The following is a 21,785-nucleotide window of genomic DNA, read 5'->3' on the forward strand; positions in this document are numbered from 1 at the left end:
TATGAAAAAATGGCTTTATGGAGCAATGGCTCTAGCAACGTTAATCTCTTGTGAAGAAGAAAAGAAAGAACAAAAAAGTATGGCAATGACTTATCCGCAAACTAAAAAGGTGGATACCGTAGACGTATATCACGGTACAGAAGTAGCAGACCCTTATAGATGGTTAGAAGATGACCGTAGTGAAGAAACTGGTAACTGGGTAAAAGATCAAAATAAAACTACTCAAGGATTCTTATCTCAAATTAAATATAGGGACGAGATTAAAGAAAGACTTACTGAGCTGTGGAATTATGAAAAAGTAGGCGCTCCATTTATAGAAGGAGATTATGCTTATTTCTATAAGAATGATGGTTTACAAAATCAGTATGTCATTTACAGGTATAAGAAAGATAGCGATCCAGAAACTGCTGAAGTATTTCTAGATCCTAATACATTTAGTGAAAAAGGGACCACTTCTTTAGGTGGTACGAGTTTTACAAAAGACGGTTCTTTATTTGCCTATTCTATAAGTGAAGGCGGTAGCGACTGGAGAAAAGTAATTGTTATGGATGTAAAGTCCATGAAGCAAGTAGGAGATACCATCATAGATGTAAAATTCTCAGGTATGTCATGGAAAGGAAATGACGGTTTCTTCTATTCTAGTTATGATAAACCAGATGGTAGTGAGTTAAGTGCTATGACAGACCAGCATAAGTTATACTATCATAAATTAGGAACTCCACAAAGTGAAGACATAGTCATATTCGGTGGTACACCAGACCAGAAATACAGATACGTAGGCGGTGGCGTTACAATAGATCAAAAATTCTTAGTCATTTCTGGTAGCACCTCTACAAATGGTGGTAAAATGTGGATGCAAGAATTAAATAAACCTAATGCTCCTCTAGTTGCTGTGGTAGATAACTTTGATACTAACACGTACTTACTTCATAATGAAGGGACAAAACTCTGGCTAGTTACCGACTACAACGCACCTAATAAAAGAATAGTAATGACAGATTTTTCAAATCCTACTCAGGACACTTGGAAAGATGTCATAGCAGAAACAGAGCATGTACTATCTCCATCTACTGCTGGTGGGTATATTTTTACAGAATATATGGTAGATGCAGTTTCTCAAGTAAAGCAATACCGTTATGATGGTACGCTAGTAAGAGAAGTAAAACTACCAGGAATAGGTAACGTAGGTGGTTTTGGAGCAAAAGAAAAAGACGCAACTTTATATTATAGCTTTACTAACTATACCACTCCAGGTAGTACTTATTTATACAACATAGAAAAAGGGACATCAGAGTTATATCGCAAGCCAGAAATTAAGTTCAATAGCGACCACTTTGAGAGTAAACAAGTTTTCTATGCATCTAAAGATGGTACAAAAATACCTATGATCATATCTTATAAAAAAGGAATGGTTTTAGACGGTAAAAACCCAACCATTCTATATGGTTATGGCGGCTTTAATGTTTCTCTTAATCCTGGTTTTTCAGTTACTAGAGCCGCATGGATGGAAATGGGTGGCGTTTATGCCGTTGCAAACCTACGTGGTGGTGGAGAGTACGGTAAGAAATGGCACGACCAAGGGACTAAAATGCAAAAACAAAACGTATTTGACGATTTTATAGCCGCAGGAGAATGGCTCAAAGAAAATAAATATACAGACACAAAACACCTTGCTATTCAAGGTGGTTCTAATGGTGGTTTGTTAGTAGGAGCTACTATGACACAACGTCCAGACCTAGCAGGAGTTGCTTTTCCTGCAGTAGGAGTTCTAGATATGTTGCGTTATAATAAATTCACAGCAGGTGCTGGTTGGGCATACGATTATGGAACTGCTCAGGATAATCCAGAAATGTTTGAATACCTTAAAGGATATTCTCCACTTCATAATATTAAAGAAGGTGTTTCTTATCCGGCAACTATGGTTACCACAGGAGACCATGATGACAGAGTTGTTCCAGCACACTCTTTCAAGTTTGCTGCAGAGTTACAAGAAAAACAAGCTGGTGACGCTCCTACTTTAATTAGAATAGAAACCGACGCTGGTCACGGCGCAGGAAAATCTACAGAGCAACAGATCCAGGAATGGACCGATATTTACGGATTTGGATTATACAACATGGGATATGAAACATTACCAGAGGTAAAATCTCAAGTAAAAATGTAAGTGTACGTAGTATAGAATTTAGAAAACCCATGTTGAAAGACATGGGTTTTCTTTTGTCTCAATATTTGTAAACATACCGCTTTCGCTAAAGCGGAATAACAACCATCCATACCCAAGTTACAATTAATTAACATAACAAAAATGATCTCGTAAAACTGCGTTAACTCCTTTATTACAAATGTAGTTGTTCTTTGTAGTTACCTAATAAACCAAGAAATGAAAAAAGTTATTTATGCGTTTTGCGCGTTAGCATTATTAAGTTGTAAAGAAGATGACGACAGTGTGACGTTAATCAGTCAGTCTACCGAAGTGAATTTTCAAAGAGCTGCAACCATACAAGTAGGAGGTGAAGGAAGTGCAGAAATAAGTGCTTATGATAAAGTAAGTAAAAAACTTTTTGTCATTAATGCAGACGTTAATCAAGTAAGCATTTATGACCTTACAGATCCCAGTATACCTCTAGAACAACCAGCTATATCATTAACATCTGGCACGCCTAACAGTGTAGCTGTAGGAGATGGCATTATTGCAATCGCTTTAGAAAATGATAATAAACAGCTTAATGGTACAGTAGCTACCTATGATATTGCTACGCAAAATTTACTAAATACCTATCCCGTAGGTGCGTTGCCAGACATGGTTACTTTTACACCAGATAATTCTAAAATAGTGGTTGCTTGTGAGGGAGAACCTAATGACGATTATACTATGGATCCAGAAGGTACCGTAGGGATTATTAACGTTGTAAGTGGTAACGTACAACTAGTAGATTTTTCAGTTTTAAACAGTCAGGAGACCAGTTTAAAAGCAGAAGGTGTTAGGATTTTTGGCCCAGGAGCAAGTGTAGCACAAGATCTAGAACCAGAATATATAGTAGTATCTCAAGATGGCACAACAGCTTTTGTAACCTGTCAGGAAAACAATGCTCTTATGAGTGTTAACCTAGAAACCGCTACAATTAATTTTATTAAAGCATATGGGACTAAAGATTATAGCCAGCCTTTAAATTCCCTAGATGCTAGCGATAGAGATAATGTTACTGAATTAAAAAACTGGCCGGTACTATCTTATTATCATCCAGACGGTATGGATATTGCAAATATTAATGGATTAGAATTAATCGTTACTGCAAATGAAGGTGACGCTCGTGATTATGATGGTTATTCTGAAGAAGAACGTCTTAAAGATATCACTCTAGACCCAACTGCTTTTCCTAATGCAGTAATGTTACAAGAAGATGAAAACATAGGTCGCCTAAAAATCACTACTGCAAATGGTGATGTAGATAATGACGGTGATTATGACGTAATTTATGGTTATGGAGGTCGTAGTTTCAGTTTCTGGAATACTAATGGAGATCTAGTTTATGATAGCGGTAATAGTATTGCAGAAAATACACTAGCCATTAACCCAGCTAGATTTAATGATGAAGATGGACGTAGTGATGATAAGGGTGCAGAGCCAGAAGCGGTTGCCATCTTAGAGATTAAAAGTAGTGTAGAAAAAACCACTCCTGTATCTAATCGTTTTATACTGGCAGTAGCTATGGAACGCACAGACGGTGTCTTATTATATGATGTAACTAACCCTAGCAACCCTGTGTTTTTAACATGGTTACAAGCTATGGGAGATGAGGCTCCAGAAAGTCTGGTAATGATACCACGAGAAGATAGCGGTAACGATAAAGCACTTTTAATAGTAAGTAATGAAGACAGTGGTACGGTTAATATATACCAGAATATGGTTACCGATTAATTACTCCATATAATGTTAATATAACCCATGTCACACGACATGGGTTTTTTTATGCTTTCCGTTTTCATAAAATCGTCTAGTTCTTTTTATAGAATATTAGCAAGATCTCTATTATCGGTAGTTATCTTTGTTTTATGTTGCAATTGATTGATATTAGTTTCGCTTTCGCGAAAGCGGAAACATTAAAAAACATATCTCTAGAAATAGAGCAAGGAACACACGTTGCAGTAATAGGAGAGAGCGGTTGTGGAAAAAGTACTTTGCTAGACATAACCTATGGTTTATTGCAGGCAAAAAGCGGTGTAGTAAAATGGAGTGATGATGAATTATTAGGGGCAGACCATCATCTTGTCCCAGGACATCCCATGATGAAGTACGTGCCGCAAGAATTTGACCTCATGCCTTTTACTACTGTATTTGAGAACGTGGGAGAACACCTTTCTTTACAAAAAGATGATCGAGTAAGTCGCATTCTAGAATTACTCGATGTAGTAGATATGAGCGACCTTAAAGATCGTAAGGTAAAAACTCTCTCTGGTGGACAGAAACAACGTGTAGCGATAGCAAAAGCACTTGCTCAAGAGCCTCAACTATTATTATTAGATGAACCTTTTTCACATATTGATAATTTTAGAAAAAACGCTCTACGTAGGAAATTGTTTGATTACTTAACGGTTAATAATATCAGTTGTCTCGTTGCTACTCACGATAGTGACGATGTACTTTCATTTTGTGATAAAACGGTTATCATGCAAGAAGGTGCCATAATTGATTATAGGACTACCGCACAAGTGTATGAAAAACCATTAAGTGTTTATACGGCATCTTTGTTTGACGAGGTAAACCTGTTACCTAAAGAATGGTTGAATTCTGAAAAGGATTTAATTTTATATCCGCATCAATTAAAAATATCTGAAACAGGTTTCAAGGTTGAGGTGCAACAGTCCTTTTTTCAAGGTGCAGATTTTCTTATACTTGCTCAAAAAGAAGGAAAACAAGTGTTTTTTAAATCAAAAAAAGCTATTTCAAATGAAAAGGAGTTGTTTTTAAATGTCTTCCCAGAAAATTTGGCTCTCAGAAATTGAATTTAAACTATTAGCTTGTTCTAAATTTATCAGAGATTGGCTCGTTCTATCTCGATTGATTATTAATTCAAAATCTTTACATCTTTCTATCTTTGCACAAATATCTCTCCATGAAAAAGCTTTTTATTCTTCTAGTTTTTATATTTCTAAGTTCTTGTGGTAATCCTTATGAAGACATAGTCTTTGTAGAGATTAAAGATGCTCAGTTAGAAAAAGCAACGGCTAGTCAGTTAGATATAGTTGCTACTTGTGTGCTTTTTAATCCTAACAGTGTCGGTCTTAATCTTAAAGAGGCAGACTTTGACGTTTATATAAACGGTAAGAAAACAGCGACTGTAAACCAGCAAGAAGATGTAGTCATGCCAGCAAATGCCCAATTTGAATTCCCTATACGCACTTCTATTAATCCTAAAGAAGTTTATGGAGAGAAAGGAAAAGGATTTCTAGGAGCAGCATTACAAATACTTGCAAGTCAAAAGGTAGACGTAAAGTATCATGGTAGTATAAAAGTAGGGAAAGGAGCGGTTAATTTTACTGTACCAGTGGTGGACAGTTTAAGTGTTCCCGTAAAATTTAATTTCTAGACTGCAGCATCTGTTTTAACTAGCTCTTCAAAACCTTCTATAGTCATCGCATTTTCTACTCGATAATTACCTATGGCTGTTCTTCTAAGGGCAGATAAATGACCACCATTATTTAACGCAGCACCAAAGTCATGTGCTATAGACCTGATATAAGTTCCTTTACTACAGGAGATTCTAAAATCTACTTCGGGCAAATCAATTCTTGTGATTTCAAATTCGTGAATGGTAACAGCTCTAGAGGCTATCTCTGTGGTTTCTCCAGCGCGTGCTAGTTCATAAAGACGTTTTCCATCCTTTTTAATAGCAGAGAAAATAGGCGGTTTTTGCTGAATCTCTCCAGTAAATTGTGCGGTAGTTTCTTTAATTAACTCGTCAGTAAGTTGATCTATTGGAAAGGTTTGATCTATCTCAGTTTCCATATCATAACTAGGTCTGGTACTACCTAGTGTTATCGTACCGGTATATTCTTTTTCTTGTGCCTGGTAAGTGTTTATGTTCTTAGTTTCTTTACCTGTACAGATAATAAGAAGCCCACTTGCTAGTGGGTCTAATGTACCTGCATGACCTACTTTTATTTTCTTAATCTTATATTCTTTTCTTATCAACCAGCGCAACTTGTTGACCACCTGAAAAGAAGACCATTCTAGTGGTTTATCGATTAATAATACTTGGCCTTTTAAATATGGATTATCTAGATCTTGCATAGGTTGCAAAGGAAAGAAATTTGTAATGAAAAAGGATTAGACTAGGCATTTGATTTATGATTTAAGTAAATTTTAAACTAAAACTTAACTCATGCCACGCTCTTTACGTATGGTTTCATAAGCGTCTTGTACCTTGCTAAATTTTTCTCCAGCACCTTTGCGGTAAGCCTCATCCATGTCCATTAACTTATCTGGATGGTATTTTTTTGCCATAGTCCTGTAGGCTTTTTTTACCTCATGATCTGGTACAGATTTGTCTATTTCTAGAATCTTGTACGCGTTATCTTGATCCTGAACAAACATCGCTTTTATAGAAATAAAATCCCGTTCTGTAAGTCTTAAATGACCAGCTATTTGTTGTATGACGCGTATCTCGTCTGCGCTTACATGACCGTCTGCCTGTGCAATACCGAATAAGAAATGAAGAATTTGTAATCTAGACTCATATCTAGTTCTTGCGTTGAGGTAGTTACATATTCTAGCAGCACTTACTTCTCGTTTTTTAACAACATCGTTAAATACTCTAAAAATGGCATTTGCCCTTTCTTTACCATAGGAACTCACAAAGTACTGTCGCACATAATCCAGCTCGGTTTGTGTTACCTTGCCATCTGCCTTAATGACTAGCGAGGTTAAAGAAAGTAAGTTCAATTCAAAATCTTGCGGACTTACCGTAGTGCTTCTTTGGTATGGATTGCTGGAATAAGTTGTTCTTCTTTGAGAAGAGTTTCCATCACTTAAAAAGGTGTTGTAAAGCCATCTGAGAACAAAAAATATAGCGATATAGCTTAAAAATTGCATAGGGTAGGTTGCTGGTTGTAATTACGAGAATACTCACGATTCTAGGAAAAGTTTTTCAAGGAATGTGCCATTAACTAATCTCTAATATAGCGTGACAAAATGGCTATCGCAGTTATTTTTTACGTTTATAAACTGGTACAGAAGAGCAGGCCTCACCATACATAATAGAACGAGCAACGGTCTGTAACTTTTCAGTAATCATACCATAGGCAGCAACAGGAACAGGTTTATTAGAGCAACCTTTTACTATAACCGGTATGTCCTTATATTCACTCACATCTAGGTTTTGAATCACCTCTCTGTAAATTTCAGTTTCTAACTGTTCTAGTGAGCCATAAACTACTTTCTTTGCGATTCCCTGTAAATGACTTTGCACTAACATCCATGCCCACTGTGGTACAATAGCGTCTGTACTACAGTTTATAGCTACGTAATGTTCATTATAAACGGTAAAGTCTGTTGTGTTTAAGCTTTCGCGAAAGCGGGATTCTATTAAAACCATACCTTCTAACAGCCATTGAGAAATATCAATAACTGTACGAGAACCTGGCGCGTAGAAATCTTCTAAGTCAAAGTTCTTTAACTTAGAGTTTGCTACGCGATTAATGATTTCTTCTTGCATTTTAAAGCATTCCTAATTCAAGTTTTGCCTCTTCACTCATCAATTCTTTGCTCCATGGTGGATCAAAAGTGATCTCTACCTCAGCATCAGTTACCTCTTTAAGTGACTTTACTTTTTCTTCTATTTCTACTGGTAACGTTTCGGCTACTGGGCAGTTAGGAGATGTTAGAGTCATGAGTATTTTAACTTCGGCATCGCTGCTTACCATAACGTCATAGATCAAACCTAGTTCATAGATATCTACAGGTATTTCTGGATCATATATAGTTTTAAGTACTTTTACTACTTTCTCTCCTAGTTCTTGTCCGTTTACTTCTTCCATCTTAATTTACTTGAGTTTGATATGCAACCGCATACATTTTTAATTGTTTTATCATAGACACGAGACCATTTGCACGTGTAGGAGAAAGGTGTTCTTTAAGTCCTATTTCATCTATGAAATCTGTGTTTGCATCAATAATATCTGCAGGTTTCTGTCCCGACCATGCTCTTATAAGAATGGCGATAATACCTTTTGTGATAATAGCATCACTGTCTGCAGTAAATGCGATTTTACTGTCTACAAGCTCTGCGTTTACCCATACTTTGGACTGGCAGCCTTTAATGATACGGTCTTCAGTCTTAAGACTCTCATCTATTAATGGAAGACTTTTTCCTAAATCGATCATATATTCATAACGCTGCATCCAGTCGTCAAACATAGAAAAGTCTTCTACGATTTCTTCTTGTATTTCTTGAATACTTGCCATTACTTAGTTTGTTTTTTTACTGCAACTATGATTACCTCTCCATCTTTGTTAAGTAGATCCAGTCCAGTTTTAGTTTTATTTACAGCTGTTACTAGAGATAGATGATTTAAATAATCTTTTTCTACGGCTGCAGTTTCTTTACAGTACATTTTTGTGCCTGCCATCATTCCCATTTCTACTTGATTATCTTCAGGGTTTTTAAAAGTACCGAAGTATTGATTACAAGCAGATTTACCAGAAATCTTGTTTTCTTGTCCCATTTCTATAGTCATGCTAACATCGTGCGCAGTGTAGTCGTTGCTACCTACCATTGTTATATCATAATCGCCATTAATGGCATTTATATCTTTACAGCTGGTAACCATAAATGTCATTAAAACGAGTATTACCGTTGTCAGTTTCATATATTTTGTTTTAAAGTATCTTAAAAGTTAAGATAACATATTTACAGCACGCTGCAAAGCTTGTACCATAACATCTATTTCTTCTTTGGTATTGTAAAATGCAAAACTAGCTCTTATGGTTCCAGGTACTTGATAACGTTCCATAACTGGTTGCGCACAGTGATGTCCAGTTCTTACAGCAACACCTAGTTTATCTACTATGGTACCTATGTCATAAGGATGTAGGCTGGCAACGTTAAAACTTATTACAGCAGCTTTGTCAGTTACATCTCCATAGATCTTTGCTCCAGGAATGGTTTTAATTTGCTCTGTTCCATAAATAAGCAACTCATTTTCATAGGCAGCGATGTCATCCATACCTATTTCATTAAGGTAATCTATAGCTGCGCCTAAAGCAATACCACCAGCTATGTTAGGTGTTCCTGCTTCAAATTTATGTGGTAAACCTGCATAGGTAGTTTTTTCAAAACTTACTTGGTCTATCATCTCGCCACCACCTTGATATGGAGGCAATGCATTTAAAGCGTCTTCTTTACCGTATAAAATACCTATTCCTGTAGGGCCACACATTTTGTGACCGGCCATGGTGTAGAAATCTGCATTGAGGGCTTGTACATCTATTTTCATGTGGCCACAAGATTGTGCACCATCGATAAGTGTCATTGCTCCATGCTGGTGTGCTGCATCTATAATTTCTTTAACTGGATTAGTAACTCCTAGCGCATTAGAAATGTGATTTACAACTACAAAAGCTGTTTTAGCATTAAGTAACTGATGGTAAGTTGCCATGTCTAGCTCTCCATTATCTAGTACAGGTATAATTTTTATAGTTGCTCCTACACGTTCACACAACATTTGCCATGGGACGATATTAGAATGATGTTCTACAGCACTAAGGATGACTTCATCTCCTTTCTTTACAAAAGCATGAGCACCGTTTGCTACAGCATTTATAGAATGTGTGTTACCTGAAGTAAAGATGACTTGCTTAGTATGAGCGATATTAAAAAAGGCTCTTACTTTCTCGCGGCTTTCTTCAAATAAATCTGTTGCTTCCTGACTTAATGCGTGTACACCACGGTGTATATTTGCATTATATAATGTATAATACTCAACGATTTTATCAATAACCTGTTGTGGTTTTTGTGAAGTCGCAGCATTATCAAAGTAGATTAATGAATGCCCATTTACCTTGCGGTTTAGGATAGGAAAGTCGGCTCTTATTTTCTTGATGTCTAGCATACTTGCAAAGGTACGATGCGGACTTAGAACCTTAATAGATTTAAGAAATTATTAGAAGATCGAATTAAGATCTAGAAAACACCTCCTTAAACTGATAAAAGAAACGATCGATAAGTCTTAAATCTTCGGTTACAGTTTCTGCGATCACACTAGTTTCTTGTTGCAATTTTATTTTTTTCTTGTAGGAGGTGACTAAAGAATCTGGTAAGGATATTTGTACATAATAAAAACCTTCTTTATCTGGTACTTGTGAAATAGTATTCACTTTTCCTTCAAGAACGCCAAATTCTGCTTCTGGAAAATTCTGAAGTTTTAGAAAAGTTCTTTGTTTAGATTTCAATTTCCCAGAATTTAATATAGGTGTTTTTAGGCTTGCAATATAAGAACCATAATCTTCTGGAAAAACAGTGAATAACAAATCTCCTTGTTGCACTTGTTGTTCTACCTGCCAGTATTGGGTAAATCCTAACCGACCATTTGTTGTAGCTCTTAAAATATAAAGCTGCTCATAATCATTTACTGCTTTTTTGAGTTGTGTAAAAGAGTGGATTAATGTTTTATAGAGCTGTAAATTTTCTTTTGATCTATTGATTTTTATTCCTTGTAAAGAACTGGACGTATTGCTTAATTGATTGCGCAGTTGCGATATAGAGGCATCCATACTTTGGTAAGAACGCTCGTCTTGTGCATATTCCAGCTGTTTTAATTCATATTCTTGTGCAGCGATCACTCCTTTTTCAAACAGGGTTTTATTGCGGTCTAATTCTTTCTTTTTAAAGTCTAATTCTGTTTGTTGTATCCGCTTTCGCAAAAGCATATTTCTCAACTGAATTTTTAATTGTTTTTGTGTAGAGCGGTTTGCTAGAGACTCATTATCAAAAGGAAGTAATTCTTTATTGAGCTGGTATTGAATGTAAGCATTTTCAAAAACAGAAAACGGAATTTCTAAATCACCCAAAAATAAAATGGGTAAACTATCTACAGGAAAAACAAAGTTCTCTTTATTATAAGAGATGGTATCAAGGACTTTTTCTAATAACAGTACATCTTCATAATTTGCAGCATTTTGTAAAACAGCTAGCACATCTCCCTTTTGTACTTTTTGATCATTTTTCACTAATAAATGTTTAATAGTAGCCGTAATCTTAGAATATTCTTTTTGTGGTGGTATCGCTGTCGTAATAATTCCTTGAGACACAATAATATCAGGATATTTTACAAACCATGACAAGAATAATAGCAAGAGAATGATCAATAAAAAAGCCATATTCCCATAGCGTATAATACTATGAGGCACTTTAGTGAGAATCTCTTGTACTTCTTCACTACGCAATTTTATTTCTTTTAGTTGATCTGACATAATATTTTCCGTAACTACTTAAATCTTTTTTAATTTGTCAAGGCGTTGTATAACGGCTTTGCTTTAATTCATCTCACAACTTCATAACTCTGAAGTCCTATGATGTCCTAACTATTATTTCAATATTCTACTAGTTTCCTAATTCCAACTGATTTTTAACCAAATTATAATAATTGCCTCGAGCGTCAATCAAACTCTCATGATTTCCTTGTTCTATTATTTTACCTTGATCAAGGACTACGATTTGATCTGCATTTTTTACGGTGCTTAATCGATGTGCGATAACCATGACGGTTTTGTTTTTGAAAAAAGTATTGAGTTTATTCATAATAACTTTTTCATTATTCGCATCTAACGCACTAGTCGCTTCATCAAAAAATAGGAAGTCTGGATTTTTATAAACTGCTCTTGCGATTAACAATCGTTGTTTCTGTCCTGTACTCAAACCTATGCCTTCCATTCCTATTTGGGTATTGTAGGAAAGTGGTAAGGATTCTATATATTCTTTGATGTTTGCCACATCAATGGCATGAGCTAGCTTTTTCTTATCTATATAGTCATCGCCTACGGCAATGTTATGTGCGATACTGTCATTAAAAATATAACCTTCTTGCATGACCACACCACAACTGCCTCGCCAGGCACTTTGTGAAATATTCTTCAAATTATGCTGTCCGACTTTAATTATTCCATCTATGGGATCGTAGAATTTAAGCAGCATTTTCATCAACGTAGTTTTACCGCTACCGCTTATACCTACTACAGCTGTAATTTTATTTGCTGGAATGATTAAATTCAAATCTTCTAAAACTAATTGCTCACTTCCCACATATCTATAAGATAAATTCTCTATATGTATGGCATCATCTATAGAATAGTCGCTTATTTTTTGGGTATGATCAGATTCCTCATTTTCTTTATTATGGATTTCTGCTAGTCGTTCTAGAGAGATTTTAGCATCTTGCCATTCTTTTATAAAACCTATGAGCTGACCTATTGGAGCATTAAGCTGGCCGACGATGTAGCTTATCGCTAGCATCATACCCAAAGTTATATCTCCAGAAATAACCAGCGTCGCAGACAATACGGTAATAATAATATTCTTCAACTCATTTATAAATCCAGAGCCTACAGACTGGTATTGTTCTAGAGCTAGACCTTCTACAGCTACCTTATATAGTCGTGCTTGTGTAAATTCCCAGTTCCAGCGTTTGCGTTTTTCAGCATTATGCAGTTTAATATCCTGCATGCCATTAATAATTTCGATCACTTTGCTTTGTTCCTGGCTTACTTGGGCAAAACGTTTATAATCGAGGTCTTTTCGTTTTTTTAGAAAAATAACAATCCATAGAAAATACAAGATACTACCTATAGCAAAAACGCCAAATATACTCACGTTATAATATAGCAACACCGCAGAAAAAACGATGAGATTTACCATTGAAAAGAACACATCTAATGATGACGTAGTAAGAATACGTTCTATTCTTTTATGATCATTAATACGCTGCAATAGGTCTCCTGTAACTTTAGAATCAAAAAAGGCAATAGGTAATTTCATCAATTTGATAAAAAAGTCAGATACTAGCGATATATTGATTCGTGTACTGAGATGTAATAAAATCCAACTTCTTATGATTTGAATGGAAGTACGACCTAAGAAGACTCCTAGCTGCGCAAAAAGAACCAAATAAATAAATTGCACATCTTGATTCTTGATACCTATATCTACGATACTTTGGGTAAGAAAGGGAAAAATGAGTTGTAAAAGACTAGCTGCTATAAGCCCTAAAACCAGTTGCCACAAGTACTTTTTGTATTTGAATATATAGCGAGTCAGTATCGAGAAACCGAATTCCTTTTTCTCCTCATCTTGATTCTCTTGATCGTATAAAGATGGTGTAGGCTCGAGAAGAAGTGCAATTCCTTCTTCTGTAGTTTTGGTGGCTTCTTTTCCTATCCAGTGGTCTAAAAATTCTCGTTCCTTGTATTTTAAAAGACCGTGTGCAGGATCTGAAATATAGTAAATGCTTTTTTTTACTTTATAAAGTACTACATAATGATTACCGTTCCAGTGAAGGATGCAAGGCAATGGTGTTTCTTCCAGTTTCTGAGCATCGATTTTCACTCCTAAAGAACGGAAACCTATCGACTCAGCCGCATTGCTTACTCCTTGTAAGTTACTGCCAGTTCTTATAGTTTCAGACAGCGTTCTTAAGCGCTGTATATCTATGGACTGTTTGTAATGCCGTGCGATAATCTTTAAACAAGTTGGACCGCAGTCTTTAAAGTCAGCTTGTTTATAGTGTGGGAAGTTGATCAAAATTTAATATTGTTGCTAGTGTAAAATACTTAACAGTCAAAAATATAATAAACTGAGATTGCTTAAATAAGCAACCTCAGTTTTATTGAGAAAATCATTGTTTTAAAAATTAAATCTTAAAGATGGCGTAAAACTAAATGTTTCTAATTCTATTCCTGCCGTTATAATAGCATAGGCTGTACTTTTAACTCCAAAAGTAAAATTACCATTAGAATATACATCGTACTCAAGTCCCAAATAAGCAATACCTTCAGCTGAATTACTGTTTTCGTAATTTCTTTCTGCAATTTGAACAGTTCCAGCATCTGGAAAAATATTAATAACAGACCTTTGATCGTTTAGTTGACCAATACCAATATGAGCTGAAAAATTATCATTGAAATAACGTTTAAAGCCTAATTTATAAAAATGATTTCTATGTCTCAATTGAAAATCTCTAATACTTACTTCGGTACCATTAGGAAAAAAAACGATTCCGTTATAAGTACCTTGGTTTAGAGTTCTTGAGTGACCTACTTCTAAATAATTTTTACCACCTATCCTTATGCTGAATGAAACATTGAAATAAGTTCCAACCTCTCTTTTCTGTAAAAGGGCATCTTCACCTGCAAACCCTTCTAGTGGTATTATATAATCTTGAGCTGTCACAAGCTCTTGATCATAATCAACAAAATTGTTGTATTGAGGACCATAAGATACAGACAATTGATATCTAGGAAAACTATCATTGTTATTTTGCGCAAATGCAATAGAGGATAGAATCATTAAAAGTAAAGTCAGTTTCTTCATTATAATCCAGTATTATCACCTACAAAAACCCATCTATGATACATGGTATAAGCCATATCTGCACCGCCATCATAGATTCCCCAACAGCGGTCATTAAAAGATCCATTACCTACAAAGCATCCTCCACCTTGATCTAATAAATTAGTTGCAAAAAACTCAACACGCTCTCTTTTTCTCATAATAATTGCATCGTCTTTACTCCTATTTTGGATAGTTACATCAATATCAGCACTATAAGTATCGTCTGCCAAATCAAAGGATAAATCTTGATCAATTACTAAATCTCCTTCATTATCTTCTTCGTAAATTACAAATAATTGTTCATGTGTACCTTCACATTCCCAATTTTGATCCCATAATGCACTTACTTTCCTTACGTTTTCTTTTCTTATTTGCTTTCTAGACCAGTATTGAGAAACTCTTGTGTCCCATTGTGTTGTAGTGTAGTTCCCTAAGCTGTCAATATCAATAGCTTGCTGACTGTCTGCTCTACAATATCTAATTTCTGATCCACCACCATTTCCTGTGAAAGACACATATTTATCAAACTGAGTTCCATTTGTGTTTTTTGCTCTTCCTACATATACTTGTCGTATATAAGTTCCTCCAGGTTTCAAATAATTACAGTCTCCTGTGTAGATGTTTGAAGGAGTAGTGTTTCCACTTCCGCCGGATGATCCACCAGAAGAACCACCTGAATTTATATTGTCACAGCCTGAATCGATTTCCTCCACAACTGCTATCCTAGGATTTGGAGCGAATGCTAAACCAGAACAATCGTCAAAATTCGGACCGATAATAAGTGTGTATTCCAACGATGCTTTTTCATCGTTTGATACCACTTCATTCCATTGATTCCCTCGATAAGATTGACCTAGGCCATTATCAGCATCTATTACTGCTGGCACAAGGGTTGGAACTGTAGTGGTATCAAATGCGATATCGTTATCATTTTCATCATAAGGGAGATAGTATGTCAAAGAGGCTTGACTATAAAAATCGGTGCTAGAGTTTTTCTGGTATAAATTTTCGCCATTTTCTACTAATGCCGTCAAATTAAGATATAGAGATTTATTTGATTTAACTTCATTATCATAAAATTCTTTAAATGATCCTTTGATGCTTGGGTCTACAGGTGTATACTTATAAGCTAAACTAGTTTCTGGATTTAATAAATCTTTTAAATCCACAACGTGATCTATATAAAATTCACTTTTTACGATGGATCCCACTTCAGCGGCTACATCTGGTATTAGAAACGCTTTCTTTGACAGGTTTGTTAGCTCTAAAATAGCATTACGCATTTGTTCTTTAGGTTCATTTTCAAGTTTACCAGACAACAAATAAGCATCGAGGTTAAAATTTAAAGTGTCGGGAACAGGGTTTTCTACTTCTTCGGTTTCACATGAAATCAAGAATAATAGACTTAACCCCAAAAATAAGATTTTTTTCATAATAAGTCATTTAAATAAAACACCTACTCTATACGTTTTTCGGTAACCACGGCTTTTTAAAGTGTATAAGCTGCACACTCTTCAAAACAGCCTAGTAGTATATCAAGTATTTTATTTATATTTACATGATATAACAACTTCGGTTGTTTTGGTTTTTAGCGAGACCTGTGAGAGCCTTTACCTTGTAGAGGCTTTCTCTTTTTAAAATGTTTTCAAATCTATGTCACGGTTTTTATTCTATAATTTATATTAAAGTCCTTAATAATTCCATTTTAAATACTCCTATTAAAAGTTGGCCATTAAGGACAGTGTAAAAGTAGTAAGTATTACAAGTTAAAAACAAGCGCTACTGGTCTAGATTCATGAAAAACGAGTCTATTTTCATAAATTTCTAGTAGCTTAAAACATCTTAAACAATTAATTATAAAATGCTTATATCTTGTTAAGGGATTCTTGATGAATTTATTACATTTGTAGACTTAAACATCTAAAACTTGACTCAAAAGCATAAAAATTCTTACGATATCCTAGATCATTTTGCTTTAAGAACACCATTATTATCTCTTGATTTTTATAAAAGAGTTTTAAATAAAGAAGCCTTATCAAATAATGATTTTCAAAATGTACTAGAGAATTCATTATTAAGAGAAGGAATCTATCTCGCCTCTCCAGAGTTATATGCTCAAATTTTAAAATGGGAAAAAGGATTTATAAAAGATCCTAAAAAAATAGAACGACTGCAATATGCCGTTCTTAAATATGCCACTAGAATAACGACACGTTGTACGCCTTTTGGATTATTTGCTACCTGTAGTGCTGGTAGTTTTACAGATGAAACTGCTGTTCAATTACATCATCAGCAAGATTATAAGAGGTATACCAGATTTGATACTACCTTTTTAACACAACTCCTGCAAGTGATAGTAAAAGAGGCAAACCTCAGGACGCAGTTGCTTTTTTATACTAATACAAGCTTATATAAAATCAACGACCACTACCGTTATATAGAATACAGCATAGAAAACAAAAGAAGAAGTTATGCGCTAGAAGGTATCATGCAGTCTGACGCTATAGATCTTATATTAAAAAGTGCTGCAAAAGGTGCTAGCATAAAAGAGCTAGCCACTTTACTCCTAGACGATGAAATAACCCTAGAGGAAGCGACAGAATTTATAGAAGAATTGATTGAAAATCAGCTGTTGTTATCAGAATTAGAAATAACCGTTACCGGCAACGATTATTTTACAAATCTATTAGATAAATTAGAACAATGGCCAGATTGCGGTGCCTTATATAATCATCTCATCCAACTTCAACAAGCATTATTAAAACTAGATCATGCTATAGGAAATGATGTAGAGGTTTATAAAAAAATCATCGAACGAGCAAGAGAATTTGTCCCAGAGCTAGATGCCAAATTTCTTTTTCAAACCGACTGTTTTTCTACCGCTACAGAAAATACGTTGAGTCATGAGATAAAACAGCAATTGCAAAAAGCTTTTGTGTTGTTTAATAAATTGACCTTACCTACTGGTGATGGGCGACAAGAGGAGTTTAAAAAAGCCTTTACAAAACGTTTTGAAGATGCTGAAGTGCCACTGCATTTTGCCTTAGATACAGAAACAGGAATAGGTTATGGCGCAAAAAATCAAGATACCAGCTCTCTTCTGGAAGACCTAGCATTAAGTAACGGTGGTAAAAAGAGATATGAGCGCATTATCTGGACAGATGTAGATCAAGTGCTACAGGAAAAGTTACTTAGTGCCATAGCTGATAAAGATTATACCATAGAATTACAAGAAGCAGATTTTAAAGAATTCCCACTTGATTATAAGGATTTGCCCGATACACTCTCTGCCATGGTAGAACTCTACGATCAAGATAGGTTGTTTATTAAAGGTGCTGGAGGAAGCAGTGCCATGAATTTATTAGGGAGATTCAGTTATGGTGATCCTCAACTGGAAGAGCACGTCAAGAATATCGCATCCATTGAGGCCACTATAAATAAAGATAAAATCCTGGCAGAGATCGTACATCTTCCAGAAGCAAGAACGGGAAACATACTACAACGTTCTCATTTACGAGAATATGAAATCCCTTATATAGGATACTCCAGTCTCCATCAAGAAAAGCAGATTCCGGTGGACGACATTATGATTTCAGTGCGACATGGAGAAATTCATCTGCGATCAAAAAAGCTCAACAAAGAAGTCCTTCCACGATTAGGCAATGCTCATAATTATTCACAAAGCAAAGTGCCTATGTATCAGTTTTTATGTGAAATGCAATCGCAAAGAGAACGCTCTTGGATAGGTTTTCAATGGAATACCCTACATTTAAGACAGGCTTTTTTACCGAGAGTCATTTTTAGGAATCTTATTTTTTCAAAGGCACGATGGAATATTAAAACAGCCGATTTTAAGAAGCTTATAGTAGCCTCAAATGTATTTGATGAGGTGCAAAAATGGCGAGCGTCCTTACAAATTCCAGATGTAGTGGAGCTTGTAGAAGGCGATAATAAACTATTGATTTGTTTAACTAATACGACCTCGCTTCATATGTTGCTCCACACGATTAAGAACAAGTCACAATTCATTCTAGAAGAATTTCTATTTAGTGATAAGACTTTGATAAAGGATGTTGACGGTAATCCCTATTGCAACCAGGTAGTAGTTGCTTTTTATAATAAGGAGAAGTTAGATGTTATAAATAATGATAATTGAGGTTCCGCTTTCGCGAAAGCGGAATAAACAAACACCCTAAAACCTATTAATGATTAAAGAAGTACAAAGAACATTCTCCATAGGCGACACCTGGTTGTACTACAAAATCTACTGCGGCACAAAAACTGCAGACGATGTATTGCTCCAAGTAATCCAGCCATTAACCATGTACTTATGGAGAGAGAACTGCATAGAACAGTGGTTTTTTATACGCTACGCAGATCCAGATCCACATCTAAGAGTGCGTTTCAAATACGCCAGTGAAGACCACATCCAGCACATCATGACTTCTACGCGTGACGCTATGAATTCGTTGATAAAAAACGGACAATTATGGGATGTGCAACTCGCTACATACAATAGAGAACTGGAACGTTATGGACCTAATACTATCAAATTGTGTGAAAAACTATTTTTCTACGATAGCCAGCAAGTACTAGAAATAATGCAGCATGCTGTAGACGATACCAGTCGATTTATTAATTGTTTTCATTGGGTTTCTTTTCTCATTTCTCAATTTGAGCTACACGCTGAAGAGCAGCTCGCTTTTCTAGACCGCATGCAAATCCAGTTTAAAGAAGAGTTTGATATTAAGAAAGAAGCAAACAAGCAACTGAATCAAAAATACAAAGGTTTAGAATCTTTATTATTCAAAAAAAGTAGGCGAGGGTTAACAAAAAACGATCTAATGTGCACCATTATTCAGGAACTACTGCATTTAGAAGAAAAACGGCAACTGGAAGTCTCTAAAGAAAATTTATTGGCTAGTTTTATCCACATGACCATCAATCGCACTTTCAAATCTCAACAACGATTGCACGAGATGATGCTCTATGATTTCTTAAATAAAATGAATAAATCTAAAATGGCGCGGTATGGAAAGTTGTAGGAGAGTGTTGATTGCTTTATTTTGTTTGTTTTGTTTTACTGTTGTAGGACAGCAGGATAATAAAAAACTTACTGACGAGTTATTAAATATAGTAATAAAAACAAGGGATTCTAAAACAGATTCTGCGAGAAATATAAATTCTAAACAATTAATAAAAATATCAAAAGATAATAAAAGAGAAGATTTATTAATATATGGCTATCATATGCAAGCCTTATCTCATAATGATTTAGTCAAGATAAAATATTGCGATAGTGTAATTGCTTTAACAGAATTTAAAACTCATCCCTATTATCCAATGGAAGTGTTTTTAATTAAAGCTAATTATTATTTTGAAAAATACGATTATCCTAAAGCTTTAGATAGTTATATTAACGTTTTAGATTATGCAAAAAAAAGTAATAATCGAGATTATTTAATCAAAGCGACTTATGATATTGCAGATATTAAGAGAATCATAGGTGAACCTCAACAGGCCTTACCACTTTACAGACAAGTATATGATAGTTCGAAAAAACTGGAAAAAGCAGCTGATTCAAGTAATTTAATATGGTCTTTAATCGCAATTGCTAACATTCATGGAGATCTGAAAAACGGTGATTCGGCTTCATATTATAATCGTCGCGCCCATAAGGTTGCGGTTGAAAATAAATATGAATTCGGAGTTAAGTATACAGCTATGAGTCAGGGAGTTGCTTTGTATCATTTATCGAGATATCAGGAAGCTATTGATAGTTTAGAAAAATATTCTCCATATTTTGAATCTAAATATGATATCAATAATTTAACTTACAGTTATCATTATTGTGGTTTGGCTTATAAGAAACTAGGAAATATTGCAAAATCAATAAAGTACTTTCAGAAAGTAGACAGCTTATTTATTGTAAATCAAAAAGCTTTTGCTTTAATGCGTGAACCTTATGAAGAGCTTATTACTTATTATAGGGATAAAAATAACCTTGAGTTAGAACTAAAATATGTAGATCAATTAATCAAATTAAATAACCAACTATTAAATGAGGAGATTTATATTAGAAAAAATTTATCAAATAAGTATGATTTACCAAAATTAGAAGAAGAAAAACAATCAATTTTAAAACAAATTAATAGAAACAAGAATTTCTATGGTTTAATAATAATAGGAATTGTTATCATCCTTATTGTATTAATTATATTTTCGGTAATACAATTGAGAAGGAAAAAACAATACAGGAATAAGTTTAATGAGATACTTAAAGTTCTAAACCAAAAAGAGTTAAGTGATTCCAAAATACATGAAGATATTCCTGAATTAGAAGTTATAACAGAGTTAGAAAAGAGTAAAACTAAGTCTTTAAATATTTCATCAAATATTATTGAAACTATTTTGAACCAGTTGGGGAGTTTTGAAGAGGAATATAAGTTTTTAAATTCTGATATATCCTTAAATTCTTTAGCAAAGGAATTTAACACGAATGGTAATTATCTTTCTAAAATAATAAATAGATACAAAGGCGATTCATTTACAAATTATCTAAGCAAATTAAGAATACAATATTTCATAAAATCCATAAAAGAAGATAAGAGTTTAAGAAAATTTACGATAAAGGCATTAGCCGCAGAAGTTGGTTTTAGTAATGCAGAATCTTTTTCAAAAGCTTTTTATAAATATAAAGGTATAAAGCCTTCGTATTTTCTAAGAGAACTCAATAAAATCCAAAAATAATTACACCATATTCAAGAATTCCGAGTAAAACTGCTGTATTAGACGAATCTAAATCGAAGAATTATATTTCCTTTGCAGTGTAACAAATAAATTTTATTTTAATGAAAAAGAGCAAATTGAAAATCGATAAATTTCAAATTAGTAAGTTAAATCTCTTATCAAATATCGTAGGAGGTGTTAAGGAAGACGGCACGGGCACTAAAGACAAACAAGGTATTGAAGAGCCTAACCTTAAAAATACTTTTTCTGTACTTTGCGTTAATAGGGGTTAGTTTTTATACCTATTGCATAATTGTAGAGCAACAAAACACCTTTTTACAGGTGTTTTTTCTTATAATTAAATACTAAGATAATAGTCTTATGAAATATAAAATTTTACTTTTATTGATTTTCTTTTGTATTTCCTGTAGAACTAAAACATCCTACAGATCC

Annotated in this window: 19 protein-coding genes; 8 read left to right on the forward strand and 11 right to left on the reverse strand. The window is 34.5% G+C overall.

Annotation, left to right across the window (positions count from 1 at the left end; genetic code table 11):
- Position 1: 1 nt before the first annotated feature.
- The 4 genes from Q0838_RS09635 to Q0838_RS09650 all read left to right on the forward strand — a co-directional run bounded on the left by Q0838_RS09635 (position 2) and on the right by Q0838_RS09650 (position 5,588).
- Positions 2 to 2,164 (forward strand): prolyl oligopeptidase family serine peptidase, encoded by a 2,163-nt coding sequence (locus Q0838_RS09635; protein ID WP_298954111.1) that lies wholly within the window; start codon positions 2 to 4, stop codon positions 2,162 to 2,164.
- 216 nt (positions 2,165 to 2,380) lie between these two features.
- Entirely contained in the window at positions 2,381 to 3,919 is a 1,539-nt protein-coding gene (locus Q0838_RS09640) for a choice-of-anchor I family protein (RefSeq protein ID WP_298954114.1), read from the forward strand.
- 134 nt (positions 3,920 to 4,053) lie between these two features.
- On the forward strand, positions 4,054 to 5,004 hold the full coding sequence (locus tag Q0838_RS09645; RefSeq protein ID WP_298954116.1) for an ABC transporter ATP-binding protein: 951 nt from the start codon (positions 4,054 to 4,056) through the stop codon (positions 5,002 to 5,004).
- 110 nt (positions 5,005 to 5,114) lie between these two features.
- Complete coding sequence (locus Q0838_RS09650; protein ID WP_298954118.1) at positions 5,115 to 5,588, forward strand: LEA type 2 family protein; 474 nt, start codon at positions 5,115 to 5,117, stop codon at positions 5,586 to 5,588.
- On the opposite strand, the gene truB is transcribed toward Q0838_RS09650, so the two are convergent.
- The 11 genes from truB to Q0838_RS09705 all read right to left on the reverse strand — a co-directional run bounded on the left by truB (position 5,585) and on the right by Q0838_RS09705 (position 16,018).
- Positions 5,585 to 6,292, reverse strand: coding sequence for a tRNA pseudouridine(55) synthase TruB (gene truB / locus Q0838_RS09655; RefSeq protein WP_298954121.1), 708 nt, complete (start codon positions 6,290 to 6,292; stop codon positions 5,585 to 5,587). The two genes, Q0838_RS09650 and truB, sit on opposite strands and share 4 nt — an antisense overlap.
- 84 nt (positions 6,293 to 6,376) lie before the next feature.
- Positions 6,377 to 7,093 (reverse strand): molecular chaperone DjiA, encoded by a 717-nt coding sequence (locus Q0838_RS09660; protein WP_298954126.1) that lies wholly within the window; start codon positions 7,091 to 7,093, stop codon positions 6,377 to 6,379.
- 112 nt (positions 7,094 to 7,205) lie between these two features.
- Positions 7,206 to 7,715 (reverse strand): DUF2480 family protein, encoded by a 510-nt coding sequence (locus tag Q0838_RS09665; protein ID WP_298954129.1) that lies wholly within the window; start codon positions 7,713 to 7,715, stop codon positions 7,206 to 7,208.
- Position 7,716: 1 nt separating this feature from the next.
- Positions 7,717 to 8,037: an iron-sulfur cluster assembly protein gene (locus tag Q0838_RS09670; protein WP_104514142.1), complete on the reverse strand. Its 321-nt coding sequence runs from the start codon at positions 8,035 to 8,037 to the stop codon at positions 7,717 to 7,719.
- 1 nt (position 8,038) lies between these two features.
- Complete coding sequence (locus tag Q0838_RS09675; protein ID WP_298954133.1) at positions 8,039 to 8,464, reverse strand: SufE family protein; 426 nt, start codon at positions 8,462 to 8,464, stop codon at positions 8,039 to 8,041.
- A complete protein-coding gene (locus tag Q0838_RS09680) occupies positions 8,464 to 8,868 on the reverse strand; it encodes an META domain-containing protein (RefSeq protein WP_298954135.1) in 405 nt (134 codons plus the stop codon). The genes Q0838_RS09675 and Q0838_RS09680 overlap by 1 nt, the downstream gene beginning before the upstream one ends.
- 27 nt (positions 8,869 to 8,895) lie before the next feature.
- Positions 8,896 to 10,110, reverse strand: a complete 1,215-nt coding sequence (locus Q0838_RS09685; RefSeq protein WP_298954137.1) for a cysteine desulfurase — start codon at positions 10,108 to 10,110, stop codon at positions 8,896 to 8,898.
- A 64-nt stretch (positions 10,111 to 10,174) separates the two neighbouring features.
- Positions 10,175 to 11,470 carry an HlyD family efflux transporter periplasmic adaptor subunit gene (locus Q0838_RS09690; RefSeq protein ID WP_298954139.1) on the reverse strand — a complete coding sequence of 432 codons (1,296 nt, stop codon included), beginning with the start codon at positions 11,468 to 11,470 and terminating at the stop codon, positions 10,175 to 10,177.
- A 130-nt stretch (positions 11,471 to 11,600) separates the two neighbouring features.
- Positions 11,601 to 13,793 carry a peptidase domain-containing ABC transporter gene (locus Q0838_RS09695; RefSeq protein WP_298954141.1) on the reverse strand — a complete coding sequence of 731 codons (2,193 nt, stop codon included), beginning with the start codon at positions 13,791 to 13,793 and terminating at the stop codon, positions 11,601 to 11,603.
- A 102-nt stretch (positions 13,794 to 13,895) separates the two neighbouring features.
- Positions 13,896 to 14,582, reverse strand: coding sequence for a hypothetical protein (locus Q0838_RS09700; protein ID WP_298954143.1), 687 nt, complete (start codon positions 14,580 to 14,582; stop codon positions 13,896 to 13,898).
- Positions 14,582 to 16,018, reverse strand: coding sequence for a hypothetical protein (locus Q0838_RS09705; RefSeq protein ID WP_298954145.1), 1,437 nt, complete (start codon positions 16,016 to 16,018; stop codon positions 14,582 to 14,584). The genes Q0838_RS09700 and Q0838_RS09705 overlap by 1 nt, the downstream gene beginning before the upstream one ends.
- Positions 16,019 to 16,530: 512 nt before the next feature.
- Here Q0838_RS09705 and Q0838_RS09710 point away from each other — a divergent pair.
- The 4 genes from Q0838_RS09710 to Q0838_RS09725 all read left to right on the forward strand — a co-directional run bounded on the left by Q0838_RS09710 (position 16,531) and on the right by Q0838_RS09725 (position 21,625).
- The gene (locus Q0838_RS09710; RefSeq protein WP_298954147.1) at positions 16,531 to 18,759 is read left to right on the forward strand and encodes a lantibiotic dehydratase family protein; all 2,229 of its coding nucleotides are present in this window, start codon (positions 16,531 to 16,533) and stop codon (positions 18,757 to 18,759) included.
- 49 nt (positions 18,760 to 18,808) lie between these two features.
- On the forward strand, positions 18,809 to 19,648 hold the full coding sequence (locus Q0838_RS09715) for a thiopeptide-type bacteriocin biosynthesis protein (protein ID WP_298954149.1): 840 nt from the start codon (positions 18,809 to 18,811) through the stop codon (positions 19,646 to 19,648).
- Complete coding sequence (locus tag Q0838_RS09720; RefSeq protein WP_298954151.1) at positions 19,635 to 21,353, forward strand: AraC family transcriptional regulator; 1,719 nt, start codon at positions 19,635 to 19,637, stop codon at positions 21,351 to 21,353. The genes Q0838_RS09715 and Q0838_RS09720 overlap by 14 nt, the downstream gene beginning before the upstream one ends.
- 101 nt (positions 21,354 to 21,454) lie before the next feature.
- A complete protein-coding gene (locus Q0838_RS09725; RefSeq protein ID WP_298954152.1) occupies positions 21,455 to 21,625 on the forward strand; it encodes a hypothetical protein in 171 nt (56 codons plus the stop codon).
- Positions 21,626 to 21,785 lie beyond the last annotated feature (160 nt).

Origin of the sequence: uncultured Nonlabens sp. (assembly GCF_947495285.1) — a bacterium.
In the GTDB taxonomy this organism is placed as follows: domain Bacteria; phylum Bacteroidota; class Bacteroidia; order Flavobacteriales; family Flavobacteriaceae; genus Nonlabens.